This window comes from Mycobacterium kyogaense, from assembly GCF_003254575.1.
Classification (GTDB): Bacteria; Actinomycetota; Actinomycetes; order Mycobacteriales; family Mycobacteriaceae; genus Mycobacterium; species Mycobacterium kyogaense.
In genome coordinates, this window is record NZ_QJUA01000001.1 from 230,651 (window position 1) to 243,628 (window position 12,978).

Sequence of the window (12,978 nt, forward strand, 5' to 3'; positions counted from 1 at the left end):
GGGTGAACGGCGCGCACTCTCTGCTCACCACGCTGCTCGATGCCGGCGTGGACGTCTGCTTCGCCAACCCCGGCACGTCGGAGATGCACTTCGTCGCCGCTCTCGACACGGTCGACGGTATGCGCGGCGTTCTGACGCTGTTCGAGGGTGTGGCGACCGGCGCGGCCGACGGCTACGCACGCATCGCCGGCGGACCCGCCGCGGTGCTCCTGCATCTGGGGCCGGGACTGGGCAACGGACTGGCCAACCTGCACAACGCGCGCCGGGCGCACACACCGATGGTCGTCGTGGTCGGCGACCACGCCACCTATCACAAGAAGTACGACGCGCCACTGGAATCCGACATCGACGCGGTCGCGGGTACGGTCTCGGGCTGGGTGCGTCGCACGTTGCGTCCCGAGGACGTCGCCGAAGACACCATGGCCGCTCTGGCCGCGGTGCGCCGCGGCGAAGTGGCGACGCTGATCCTGCCCGCCGACGTGTCGTGGACCGACGGGGCCGATCCCGCACAGTCCGCCGCGACGTCGGCACAGCCCGCCGTCGACGGCGATGCGGTGCAGGCGGTCGCACAGGCGCTTTATTCCGGGGAACACACCGTGCTTCTCATCGGCGGCGACGCCACCCACGGGCCGGGACTCGCCGCTGCCGTCCGCATCGGCGAGGCGACCGGCGCGACGGTGCTCTGCGAGACCTTCCCCGCGCGGCTGCAGCGGGGCGCGGGCGTGCCCGCTGTCGACCGGCTCGCTTACTTCGCCGAAGCCGCAGCCGAACAACTGGCCGGTGCGCGGCACCTCGTCCTCGCCGGTGCCGCGTCCCCGGTCTCGTTCTTCGCCTACCCCGGCAAGGCCAGCGATCTGGTGCCCGACGGCTGCGCCGTGCACCTGCTGGCCCCGCACCGCGGCGCTGCCGACGCCCTGCAGCGGGTCGCCGACGACGTGGCACCCGGCACCACGGCGCCCCTCGCGCCACCCGCTCGGCCGGAGCTACCCAGCGGGGAGCTCACCGCGTTCACGGCGGCGGCGGTGATCGGCGCCCTGCTGCCCGACGACGCGATCGTGGTCGACGAATCCAACACCGCCGGTGTGGGTATCGCCGCGGCGACGGCCGGTGCACCGGCCCACGACGTGCTGACACTGACCGGCGGCGCGATCGGCTACGGCCTGCCCGCCGCGATCGGTGCGGCGATCGCGGCTCCGCATCGTCCCGTTCTCGCTCTACAGGCCGACGGTTCGGCGATGTACACGATCTCGGCGCTGTGGACGCACGCCCGCGAGAACCTCGACGTGACCACCGTGATCTTCAACAACGGCGCCTACGACATCCTGCGCATCGAGCTGCAGAGGGTCGGGGCGACCAGCGGCACCGAGCCCGGCCCCCGGGCCCGGCAGCTACTCGACTTGGGTTCGCCCGGAATCGATTTCGTGCAGATCGCCGAGGGTCTCGGGGTGCCGGGCCGGCGGGCGCGCACCGCGGAGGAATTCGCTGCCGCGTTGGCCGATGCGTTCGCCGAGCCGGGCCCGCACCTGATCGACGCGCTGGTGCCGTCCCTGCTGGGTTAACGCGGCTGCGTCTGCCCGGCCGTGTGCGCCCGTAGGTTCTCTTCCACTTCCTGCTGCCACAGGTCGTAGGCGTGGGTGGTGTCGACCTCCTGCTCGAAGCGGTCGGTCATGTCGGGGGTGACGTCCGCGGCGTCGACGTAGAACTGTTCGTACCAGCGCCGGTGCTGGTACACCGGGCCGTCCTCCTCTGTCAGCAGTGGATTGTCGATGCGCGACTTGTTCTTCCAGATTTCCACGTCTTCGAGAAATCCCTCGCCGAAACTGCGGTTCATCGCCGAGGCCAGTTTGGCGGCCTTGTCCGCGGGCAGACCGGGCATGGCGGCGACCGAGACGCCCCACTGCAGCATGAACGAGTCGTGGGTGACGGGGTAGTGGCAGTTGATCAGCGCCACTTCGACGGTGAAACCCGGTGCCAGGTCGTTGTGCAGCCAGTTGATCATGTACGCAGGCCCGAAGTAGGTGGCCTCAGACCGCAGATAGGTTCCCTCCCAGAGCTTTTCCGGGTCGGCGACGTAGTCGGGCCGAGGCTTCGACTCCATGTACTGACTGGCGGTGTGGCCCTCGATGACGTTCTTGAAGTACGTGGGATAGGCGTGGTGGATGTAGAAGAAGTGCGCCATGTCGACGTTGTTGTCGACGATCTCGCGGCAGTGTGACCCTTCGATCAACACCGAACTCCACTGCCACGGCGACCAGCGGCCCTCGGCGTAGCCGTCGATGGTCGGCGGGGTCAGTTCGGGGGCCGGCGTCGATCCCTGGGGGTCGTGCCACACCAGCAGCTGGCCGTTGACCTCGGTGGTGAGCCAGGCGCGGGTGCGCGCCATCCGCGGTGTGCGCTTGGCGTAGGGGACCAGCGAGCAGCGGCCGTCTCCGCGCCAGCGCCAGTCGTGGAACGGGCACGCGATGTCGTCACCCTTGACAGTGCCCTGGGCGAGGTTGCCGCCCATGTGTCTGCAGTAGCCGTCGAGGACCTTCAGCTCGCCCGAGGAATCGGCGAACACCACCAGCATGGTCCCGAACGCGTTGATGCCGTGCGGTTTTCCGTCCCGGAAGTCCTCGGCGAGACCCAGGCAGTGCCAGCCCCTGGCGAAACGCGTCGGTGTGGTGCCGGTGTCGATCTCGCGAATCGGCTGGGTCATGTGCCGTCTCCTGTCATGTCCAGCACGGCCAGGTGGCTGAACACCATGGACGTGCCGATGGGATTGCCGCCGCCGGGATAGGCGGTTCCGCTGGGGGCGGCCATGGTGTTGCCCGCCGCGTACAGACCGGTAATCACCGCTCCGGTGGTGTCGAGCACGCGGGCCGACGCATCGGTGCGCAGGCCGCCCTTGGTGCCCAGGTCGGAGACCCCGAAGGCGGCAGCGTGGAACGGCGGCCGGTCGATCGGGAGCAGCGGGGACGCGCCGCCGGAGAACGCGCGGTCGTACGGCTCACCACCGCGATCGAAATCCTCGTCCACACCGCGGCGCGCGAAGTCGTTGAATCGGCGCACCGTCTCGACGAGGGCGTCGGCGGGTACGTCGATGGCCGACGCGAGATCCTCGAGAGTGTCCGCGGTACGCCACAACCCGGCGTCCACGTAGCGCCTCGTCTCGACCATCGACACGTTGGGCGCCTTGACCGGCGGCACGGCCCCCTCGCGATCGTCGTAGACCATCCAGTAGGGCAACGTGACCCTCCCGTCGGTCATCGCGGCCAGCACGGCGCGCCCCAGCCGGTCGTAGGCGGCGGACTCGTTGACGAACCGCTCGCCACGATCGTCGACGAAGATGCCCCCGGTGAACCACAACGCGAATGCCGCTGTGCCGTCGGGATGGATCAGCCCCGGCGACCACCACGCCTGATCCATCAGATCGATGTCGGCGCCGACGGCGAGGCCGGCCTGGTGGGCGAGCCCACGGTTCGACGGCGGACCCATCGTGTCGTGGGACCGGCCCGGGACGCCGTATTGCTCTCGCATCTGGTCGTTGTGTTCGAATCCGCCGGCGGCGAGCAGGACTCCCCGTCGCGCCCGGATCGCGCGGCTGCCCTGCGCGTCGGTGACGACGGCGCCGACCACGGTGCCGTCCTCGACGACGAGGTCGGTGAGCTCGGTTCCGAGGCGGGTGTGTGCGTGGGGATAGCGGCGCAGCGCGATCAGGAATCGCGCGATCAGGGCTCGGCCGCCCACGAAGTAGTCCTCGGGCTGCGGCTGCCCGAGCCGGTCGGTGTCGAGCGGGCCGCGGATGAGTTCGCGAAGATCAGGCGCGGCAGCCACTTTCAGTGGTTTGGCTGCGATGTGTCGCATGCCGTCCGCACGTGCCTTCGGGGCGTGGCCGAAATAGTCCGGCCACGGCAGCAGCGAGAACTTCAGCTGGTCGTCGGATTCCAGGTAGGCGATCAGCGGGGCGCCGCCGCGTACGTAGGCGTCGCGCAGCGCGGCCGGGGTGCGGTCGCCGACGACGGCGTTGTAGTACTCCAGCGCGTCGTCCATCGTGTCGTCGGGTGCGTCTCCGTAACCGGCGCGCTGCAGAACGGGATTGCACGGGAACCACATACCACCGCCGCCGGAGTATGCGGTGGTACCGCCGAACCGGTCAGACGCCTCGACCAGCACGACGTCGAGGCCTTCACGGGCCGCGGTGTAGGCGCCGGTGACGCCACCGGCACCCGACCCGGCTACCACGACGTCGGTCTCGACGTCCCAGTGCCGAATGGTCTTCGCGCTCGTCCGATCAGACATGGCGGTCCCTTCCATGCGTTGCGAATTCGGAATCGAGTGCGTCACGGTCGGCAGCGCTCATGGCTCGATACTCGGGCCGGCCCCGACCGGCCCAGCGATACACGGGGTCGTCGGTGTGCCAGCGCTGCGCCTGCAGGTCCCGCTTGAGCACCTTGTTCGACCCGGTCACCGGCAGGTTCGCCGACACCCGCAGCAGCCGAGGCGCACCCTTGGCGCCCAGATCAGCTTGATCACACAGGAATCGGGCGAACCGACCGACGTCGAACGCCTGCGGGTCGGCGACCTCGATCGCGGCCATCACCTGATCTCCCGAGCGTGGGTCCGGCACGCCGTACACCGCGGCCGCGATGATGTCTGGATGCCGGCGCAGCACGCGTTCGGTGGTCAGCGCCGAGATGTTCTCCCCGTCGACGCGGATCCAGTCGCCGCGCCGACCCGCGAAGTAGAGGAATCCGTCGGCGTCCACATAGCCGAGGTCTCCCGACCAGTACCAGCCGTTGCGGGTGCGCTCGGCCTCGGCGGCATCGTTGCGGTAGTAGCCCTCGAAATCACGCGCGCCGCGCCGGTCGACGATCTCGCCGATCGCCTCGTCGGCATTGCAGACCCGGCCGGTGTGGTCGAGAACTGCTGCCGCACAGGGCTGTAGTGTGCCTGGATCGATGACGACGACATCGTCGTGTGCGGGCCGCCCCAGCGCGCCTGACGGCGCCTGCGGCGCGGGTGCGGCCACTGCGCCGCCCTCGCTGGAGCCATAGCCTTCGAACAGTTCGGCGCCGAAGCGGCGGCGGAACTCCTTCTGGTCTTCCGGTGAGGCCTCGGTGCCGAAGCCCCGCTGCAGCGTGTTGTCGGCGTCGTTGGGCAGTTCGGGGGTGGCCAGCAGGTAGGCCAGCGCCTTGCCGACATAGGTGAAGAACGTGGCGCCGAAGAACCGCACATCGGGCAGGAAACCGGAGGCGGAGAACGATGGTGTGAGGCAGACCGTCGCGCCGTTGGCCAGGGCGGGCGCCCACAGCGCCATGAGCGCGTTGCCGTGAAACAGCGGCATGCAGCAGTAGTCGACATCGCCGCGGTGGTGCCCGAACTTCTCCGTTGCCGTGTACGCGATGCGGGCCAGCCGACCCTGTGTGCACCGGACTGCCTTCGACGCGCCCGTCGTGCCGGAGGTGAACAACAGCAGAAGCAGCGTCCTCGCGTCGACACCCGTAGCCCTGACGGCGGTCACCCCCGCATGGTCCTCGACCCGGCGCCGGTACTGCGGATCGTCGACGTTCCAGATCAGATCTGCAGCGACACCGTGATCGAGGGATCGCAGCCGGTCCGCACCTTCGGTGTCGGTGACGATCACCGCGCAATCGGCATGGCGGATGTCGGCCGCCAGATCCTGCGCGCCGCGGGTCGGATTGAGCCCGACGACCGTGGCGCCGGCCAGTGCGGCACCGCAGAGCCAGAACACGAACTCGGGCTCGTTGGCGAGCAGCACACCGATGTGAAACGGTGTGTCAGTAGCCATCCGGGATCGTGCCGTGCTCCCCAGCGCTGCCCGCGCTGCCGCACACGACACCACCTCGTCCCAGGTCCAGGTCTGCTCTCGCGTACGTAGCCCGGGATGGGTGTCACCGGCACGCGCCAAGAGCATCGACGCGATGTCCTCGTGTCTGGTCATGGCCGGACGATCTCGTGCACGGCATCGGAGCAGTCGATGCCTTCGGCCGACAACTGCCGTTTGATCACCTTGAAGGTCTCGGTGCGCGGCAGCGTGGTCGCCACCCGCACGTAGACCGGCCACTGCTTCGGGCCCAGGTCATCCTGGGCGGCGAGGAATTCGGTGAATGCTTCCTTGTCGAACATCGCGGGATCGGGCAGCACCAGTGCCGCCATGACCCGGTCGCCGACGGCCTCGTCGGGTATCGGATAGACGACGGCTTCGGTCACCCCTGGATGGCGCATCAGGATGCGTTCGATCGGCGCGGTGCCGAGGTTCTCCCCGTCGACCCGCAGCCAGTCACCCAGTCGGCCGGCGAAGTAGGCGAACCCGAGGTCGTCGCGGTATGCGAGGTCGCCGCTGTGGTAGACGCCGCCCCGCAGCCTCTCGGCGTCGGCGTCGGGGTCGTTGTAGTACCCGCGGAATTGACCGGGGCCCGCGGTGTTGACCAGCTCGCCGACCACCCTGGCAGGACATTCGGTTCCCGTCTCGACGTCGACGATGGTCACCCCGCCGACGAGTGGGCCGAGCGCGCCCTCCGGGGTGTCGGGCGTTCGCGCGATCGCGACGCCCCCCTCGCTCGACCCGAATCCGTCGACGACCTCGACGGCGAAGCGCTGCGCGAACCGACTCAGATCCCGCGGAGCGCCCTCGTTGCCGTAGGCGATCCGCAGCGGATTGTCGGCGTCGTCGTCGCGCTCGGGAGTGGCGAGAATGTAGGACAGCGGCTTGCCTACGTAATTGGCGTACGTCGCACCGATCCGGCGGACATCGGGGAAGAATTGCGAGGCAGAGAACCTGCGCCGCAATGCAATCGAGGCGCGGCCGGCTAACGCCGGGGCCCAACCGGCCATGATGGCGTTGGAGTGGAACAGCGGCATCGACAGATAGCAGGTGTCCGAAGGTCCGAGACCGAACCGCTGGGCCAGCATCAACCCGGGTACCGCGACCTTCTCGTGCGTGCACCGCACCGCCTTCGGGTCCCCGCTGGTGCCCGAGGTGAAGATCAGCATGAAGAGATCGTCGGGGCCGGCGTCGCGGAACCCGATCTCAGCACCGGCGTAGGTGGCGAGTTCGGCAGCGAACGAACAGGATTCGATGTCGACGGAAGCGATTCCTGGCACGGCACTGTCGCGGTCGGCCAGCACCAGCTGGCAATCCGCGTGGTCGATGTCGCGCTGCAGTGCAGCCCCGCGTCTGGTCGGGTTGAGCCCGACCGGAACGATGCCCGACATCGCCGCGGCGATCAGCACGCAGGAGAAGAACGGTGTGTTCCCGGCGAGCACGCCGACATGCGGCGGCCGATCCGGGTCCAGTCGCGCCCGCAACGCAGCGGCCAGCGCGGCGGCGTCAGCGAGGTGATCACGCCAGGAGACGAACGAGATCTGTCCGGAGCCATCGATGCCGTGCACCCCGCCGTCCTGCACATCGGCCAGCGGGGCCACTAGGGCGGTGACGGTGGATTCGACGGGGGCGCCCACCGTGTCTCAGGCCGGCGTGTCGGCCAACTCCCGGCCGATACGCAGTAGCTGCCCGGTCGCCCCACCGAGCGTGAACTCCGTCTGCTTGGCGGCCAGGAAGTAACGGTGGATCGGGTGATCGGTGTCGATACCCACGCCACCGTGCACGTGAACGGCGGTGTGCGCCACCCGATGTCCCGCCTCGGCCGCCCAGAACGCCGCGCTGGCGACGTCGATGTCGGCCGGTAGGTCTTCTGAGACCCGCCACGCGGCTTGGGTCACGGTGAGCCGCAGCCCCTTGATGTCGATGTAGCCGTCGGCAAGCCGCGCCGACACCGCCTGGAAGCTGCCGATGGGGCGGTCGAACTGTTCGCGTTCCCGGGCGTAGACGGCCGTCATCTCCAGCGCGCGTTCCACGACGCCCAGCTGGTAGGCGCTGCGGCCGAGTGAGCCGCGGGTGATGAGCCAGTCGACGACCTCGGGTCCGCCGATGCGGCGGTCTGCGGGCACGGTGACCTCATGCAGGTCGATTGCTCCGACACTGCCGTGCCCCGTGGTGTCGAGTGCGGTGACAGTCACCCCGCTGTCGCTCGCAGCGATCAGGAAAACGCCGACGCCCGAATCGGTTTCGGCAGGGACGAGGAACGCGTCGGCCTTCTGCGCGAAGGGCACCAACGTCCGCGCGCCGGTGAGCGTCACCTCGGAACCCTCGGTGCGCGCTCGGACCGGGCCCTCACCCATCTCGCCGTCGAGCGCGACGGTGAGGATCTTCTCGCCGCGCACAGCCGGCGCGGCCCACACCTGTGCGACGTCATCGGAGCCGAACCTCGTCAGGGCTCCTGCGCCCAGCACGACCGACTCCAGGTAGGGCACGGCAGCCAGTTGCCGTCCGAGTGCGACGAGCACCGCCACCTCCTCGAGCACGCCGTACCCGCCGCCGCCCACCGCGTCGGGCGCTGTGGTCGACAAAATGTCGGCGTCGATCAGCTTGCGCCACAGGGCGTCATCGAATCGGCCCCCCTGCTGCGGACCCAGCCCGTCGAGCTCGCGCTGATGCTCGGCCGTGCACACCGATTCGGTGATCGTGCGAACCAGCCCGCCGAGATCGTCACTGGCCTCTGTCGTCGAGAAATCCATGTCGTTGGTCCCCTTTACCGGTTCACTCGGGGTAGCCCGAGCGCCACCATGCCGATGATGTCGCGCTGGATCTCGTTGGTGCCGCCGCCGAACGTGAGGATCAGGCAGGACCGGTGCATCCGCTCGATCCGGCCGCGCAGCAGTGCACCCGGAGTGTCGGCACGCAGCGTGGCCGCGGTGCCCATCACCTCCATCAGCAGCCGGTAGGCCTCGGTGGCCAGCTCGGTGCCGTACACCTTGGCCGCCGACGCGTCCGCGGGGGAGGGGGCGGCGTCCTCCGTGGACGCCAGCTCCCAGTTGATCAGCTTGAGGACCTCGGCTTTGGCGTGCACGCGGGCGAGGTTGAGCTGCACCCACTGCGCGTCGATGAGCCGGCTGCCGTGCACGTCCTTGGTGTTCTGGGCCCACTCGCGCACGGCGCCGAGGGCGACGAAGATCGGCTGCGCCGACACGAGGGCGACCCGTTCGTGATTGAGCTGGTTGGTCACCAGCTTCCAGCCGGCGTTCTCCTCGCCGACGAGGCTGCTGACTGGGACCCGGACATCCTGGTAGTAGGTCGCGCTGGTGTCCACGCCGGCGACGGTGTGCACCGGTGTCCACGAGAAGCCCTCGGCCGTCGTCGGCACGATCAGCATCGAGATGCCGCGGTGCTTCTTGGCCTCGGTGTTGGTGCGCGCGGCGAGCCACACATAGTCGGCGTAGGCGATCAGCGACGTCCACATCTTCTGCCCGTTGATCACGTACTCGTCGCCGTCGCGCACCGCGGTGGTGCGCAGTGAGGCCAGGTCGGTGCCTGCGCCGGGCTCGGAGTAGCCGATCGAGAAGTGCAGTTCGCCGGCCGCGATCTTGGGCAGGAAGAAGTTCTTCTGCTCGTCGCTGCCGAAATGCATGATCGTCGGCGCCACGCTGTTGATGGTCAGGAACGGCACCGGGACATTGGCGATGGCCGCCTCGTCGTTGAAGATCAGGCCGTCCATCGGGGGCCGCGCTTGGCCGCCATACTCTTTCGGCCAGGACAGTGTCAGCCAACCGTCCTTGCCCATCTGTGCCACGGTCTCGCGGTAGACGTTCCCGCGTCCCATCTCGCCGTCGTTGCTCGCCAGCGCCTCGGCACGCTCGGGGGTCATCAGCTTCGAGAAGTACGCGCGCAGCTCGCGGCGCAGCTCCTCTTGCTCGGGGGTGTAGCCGATCCGCATCGTGATCCTCACTAGTCTGCGAGCCTGTACCCGGTGCCATCCCGGACGCCCGCGTGGATACCTCAGGTCTTCCCCGGTTGTAACACGTTCTAGTCTTGGGGTCCAGGCTGGTGTCACACTGGGTGCTCTGCGAATCGGCCTACAGCCCTAGACCGTCAGGAGGAAGTCATGCGAGTTGAAGTGGATCGTGACCGTTGCGAGGGCAATGCCGTGTGCGTCGGAATAGCGCCCGACCTGTTCGACCTCGATGACGAGGACTACGCGGTGGTCAAGGCCGACCCCGTCCCCGAAGGGGAGGAGGCGGTGGCCGAGCAGGCCATCATCGAGTGCCCCCGCGCCGCCCTGATCCGGCACGACTAGAGGTATTCGTAAGTGACAACTTCTGCAGCTGACATCGACCTGTCCGGACGCGTCGCGGTCGTCACCGGCGCCGCCGCCGGACTGGGCCGGGCCGAGGCCGTCGGGCTCGCGCGCGCCGGGGCCACCGTGGTGGTCAACGACATCGCTCCCGCGTTGGACCGTTCCGACGTTCTCGACGAGATCGCACAGGTGGGCGCCAAGGGAGTCGCCGTGGCCGGCGACATCAGTGAACGCTCGACCGCTGACGAACTCGTCGAGACCGCCGACGGTCTCGGGGGTCTGGGCATCGTCGTCAACAACGCCGGCATCACCCGCGACCGCATCCTGTTCAACATGACCGACGACGAGTGGGATGCGGTCATCAACGTGCATCTGCGGGGGCACTTCCTGCTGACGCGCAATGCCGCGACCTACTGGCGATCCAAGGCCAAGGCCGGAGACGGTCAGATCTACGGCCGGATCATCAACACGTCGTCGGAAGCCGGACTCTCGGGCCCTGTCGGGCAGCCCAATTACGGCGCGGCGAAGGCGGGCATCACCGCGCTGACGCTGTCGGCGGCGCGCGCACTGGGACGCTTCGGCGTCCGGGCGAATGCAATCGCCCCGCGGGCCAGGACGGCCATGACGGCCGGGGTTTTCGGTGACGCGCCCGAGTTGCCGGAGGGTGCGGTGGATCCACTGTCACCCGAGCACGTGGTCAACCTCGTGCGGTTCCTGGCGTCTCCGGCCGCCGAAGCGGTCAACGGACAGCTGTTCATCGTCTATGGTCCGACGGTGACGCTCCTGGCGGCGCCGACGGCCGAGAAGCAGTTCAGTGCCGACGGTGACGAGTGGGACGCGTCCGCGTTGTCGACGACCTTGCAGGATTACTTTGCTGATCGCGACCCGGAAAAGAGCTTCTCGGCGGCGATGGGGCTCGGCGACCGAGACTGACAGTCTCTGTTGTCACAGGTAGTCCCCAGGTAGAACGTGTTCTAGAATGACCTAGGTCACACTGGCCCTGAACAGCGCGAACATAAGAATTTGGCGCGGATTAGCGGTCTTTGACACTGCGAACGTGTTCTAGTTAGTATGATCCCGCTCACGGGAGCTAGCGCTGGGCGCGGGGGTAGGAACCCGACGCAGGCAGCTTCTCAGTAAGAGTTCGCCAGGCGTACGTAGTCGACACCTTCGGACCGAGATCGGAGCACAGGTTTGATCGAACAGCTTGCGGCGCCCGCGCGGGCCGTGGGCGGGTTCGTCGAGATGTCCTTGGACACGTTCGCCAAGTCGTTCCGTCGCCCGTTCCAGTTCCGCGAATTCCTGGATCAGACGTGGATGATCGCGCGCGTCTCCCTGGTCCCCACCCTGCTGGTGGCGATCCCGTTCACCGTCCTGGTGGCGTTCACGCTGAACATCCTCCTGCGCGAGATCGGCGCGGCGGATCTGTCCGGTGCCGGTACGGCGTTCGGCACGATCACCCAGTTGGGGCCGGTCGTGACGGTGCTGGTGGTCGCCGGGGCCGGGGCGACGGCAATCTGTGCCGACCTGGGGGCCCGCACCATCCGCGAGGAGATCGACGCCATGCGGGTGTTGGGCATCGACCCCATCCAGCGGCTGGTCGTGCCCCGCGTACTCGCGTCGACGTTCGTGGCGCTGCTGCTCAACGGACTGGTCTGCCTGATCGGCCTCGCCGGTGGCTACGTGTTCTCGGTGTTCCTGCAGGGCGTCAACCCGGGTGCGTTCATCAACGGGTTGACGGTGTTGACCGGTCTCGGGGAACTGGTGCTCGCCGAGATCAAGGCGCTGTTGTTCGGCGTGGTCGCCGGCCTGGTGGGCTGCTACCGCGGCCTCACCGTCAAAGGTGGCCCCAAGGGCGTCGGCAACGCGGTCAACGAGACCGTGGTCTATGCGTTCATCTGCCTGTTCGTGATCAACGTGATCATGACGGCCGTAGGAGTGAGAGTGCTGGCCCGCTGATGAGCGCTCGCGCGAAGAACAGACGATCATGAGCTATGACCTCACTGTCCGGTTCCGCCGTGCGTTCCGCGGCGTGCCGCGCGCCGTGGACACCGTGGGCGAACAGGCGCTGTTCTACGGCGAATCGGTCAAGTACATCCCGAACGCGATCACGCGGTATCGCAAGGAGACCATTCGGCTCATCGCCGAGATGACCATGGGCACAGGCGCGCTCGTGATGATCGGCGGCACCGTCGGCGTGGCGGCGTTCATGACGCTGGCCTCGGGCGGCGTGATCGCCGTGCAGGGTTACTCGTCGCTGGGCAACATCGGTATCGAGGCGCTCACCGGGTTCCTGTCGGCGTTCCTGAACGTGCGCATCGTCGCCCCGGTGATCGCAGGAATCGCACTCGCCGCGACCATCGGCGCGGGTGCCACGGCGCAGCTCGGCGCGATGCGCGTGGCCGAGGAGATCGACGCCGTGGAGTCGATGGCCGTGCATGCGGTGTCCTATCTGGTGTCGACGCGGTTGATCGCCGGGCTGATCGCCATCGTTCCGCTCTATGCGCTGTCGGTGCTCGCGGCGTTCTTCGCCGCCCGCTTCACCACCGTCTACATCAACGGCCAGTCTGCGGGTCTGTACGACCATTACTTCAACACGTTCCTGGTGCCCAGCGATCTGCTGTGGTCCTTCCTGCAGGCCATCGTGATGTCGATCGCGGTGATGCTGGTGCACACCTACTACGGGTTCAACGCCTCCGGCGGTCCGGTCGGCGTGGGCATCGCGGTGGGCCAAGCTGTGCGTACCTCGCTGATCGTCGTCGTGACGATCGTGCTGTTCATCTCCCTGGCGGTCTACGGCGCCTCGGGCAACTTCAACCTCTCCGGATAGGACAGACCAGCC

At 68.1% G+C, this 12,978-nt stretch carries 11 protein-coding genes; 5 read left to right on the forward strand and 6 right to left on the reverse strand.

All coding sequences use genetic code 11. The features are described from left to right. Positions 1-2: 2 nt before the first annotated feature. Positions 3-1,559, forward strand: a complete 1,557-nt coding sequence (locus DMB80_RS01135) for an acetolactate synthase large subunit (RefSeq protein WP_111508184.1) — start codon at positions 3-5, stop codon at positions 1,557-1,559. Here DMB80_RS01135 and DMB80_RS01140 read toward each other — a convergent pair. Genes DMB80_RS01140 through DMB80_RS01165 form a run of 6 tightly spaced genes read right to left on the reverse strand, consistent with a single transcriptional unit; the run spans position 1,556 to position 9,776 of the window. Next, a complete protein-coding gene (locus DMB80_RS01140) occupies positions 1,556-2,698 on the reverse strand; it encodes a 3-ketosteroid-9-alpha-monooxygenase, oxygenase component (RefSeq protein WP_111508185.1) in 1,143 nt (380 codons plus the stop codon). The two genes, DMB80_RS01135 and DMB80_RS01140, sit on opposite strands and share 4 nt — an antisense overlap. Beyond that, positions 2,695-4,281 carry an FAD-binding protein gene (locus DMB80_RS01145; RefSeq protein WP_111508328.1) on the reverse strand — a complete coding sequence of 529 codons (1,587 nt, stop codon included), beginning with the start codon at positions 4,279-4,281 and terminating at the stop codon, positions 2,695-2,697. Before DMB80_RS01145 ends, DMB80_RS01140 begins: the two co-directional genes overlap by 4 nt. Beyond that, positions 4,274-5,944, reverse strand: a complete 1,671-nt coding sequence (gene casI, locus DMB80_RS01150; RefSeq protein ID WP_111508186.1) for a steroid-22-oyl-CoA synthetase — start codon at positions 5,942-5,944, stop codon at positions 4,274-4,276. The genes DMB80_RS01145 and casI overlap by 8 nt, the downstream gene beginning before the upstream one ends. Continuing rightward, a complete protein-coding gene (fadD17, locus tag DMB80_RS01155; RefSeq protein WP_111508187.1) occupies positions 5,941-7,464 on the reverse strand; it encodes a long-chain-fatty-acid--CoA ligase FadD17 in 1,524 nt (507 codons plus the stop codon). Before fadD17 ends, casI begins: the two co-directional genes overlap by 4 nt. A gap of 6 nt (positions 7,465-7,470) precedes the next feature. Beyond that, entirely contained in the window at positions 7,471-8,580 is a 1,110-nt protein-coding gene (locus DMB80_RS01160) for an acyl-CoA dehydrogenase family protein (protein WP_111508188.1), read from the reverse strand. A gap of 14 nt (positions 8,581-8,594) precedes the next feature. Beyond that, entirely contained in the window at positions 8,595-9,776 is a 1,182-nt protein-coding gene (locus DMB80_RS01165; protein WP_111508189.1) for an acyl-CoA dehydrogenase family protein, read from the reverse strand. A 168-nt stretch (positions 9,777-9,944) separates the two neighbouring features. On the opposite strand from DMB80_RS01165, the gene DMB80_RS01170 reads away from it, so the two are divergent. The 4 genes from DMB80_RS01170 (at position 9,945) to DMB80_RS01185 (ending at position 12,966) form a co-directional block, all read left to right on the forward strand. Next, positions 9,945-10,136: a ferredoxin gene (locus DMB80_RS01170; protein ID WP_046365490.1), complete on the forward strand. Its 192-nt coding sequence runs from the start codon at positions 9,945-9,947 to the stop codon at positions 10,134-10,136. A 12-nt stretch (positions 10,137-10,148) separates the two neighbouring features. Continuing rightward, positions 10,149-11,069, forward strand: coding sequence for a 3-oxoacyl-ACP reductase (locus tag DMB80_RS01175; protein ID WP_048421786.1), 921 nt, complete (start codon positions 10,149-10,151; stop codon positions 11,067-11,069). A 261-nt stretch (positions 11,070-11,330) separates the two neighbouring features. Continuing rightward, entirely contained in the window at positions 11,331-12,095 is a 765-nt protein-coding gene (locus tag DMB80_RS01180; protein WP_046365488.1) for an MlaE family ABC transporter permease, read from the forward strand. A 28-nt stretch (positions 12,096-12,123) separates the two neighbouring features. Continuing rightward, positions 12,124-12,966, forward strand: a complete 843-nt coding sequence (locus DMB80_RS01185; protein ID WP_111508190.1) for an MlaE family ABC transporter permease — start codon at positions 12,124-12,126, stop codon at positions 12,964-12,966. Positions 12,967-12,978 lie beyond the last annotated feature (12 nt).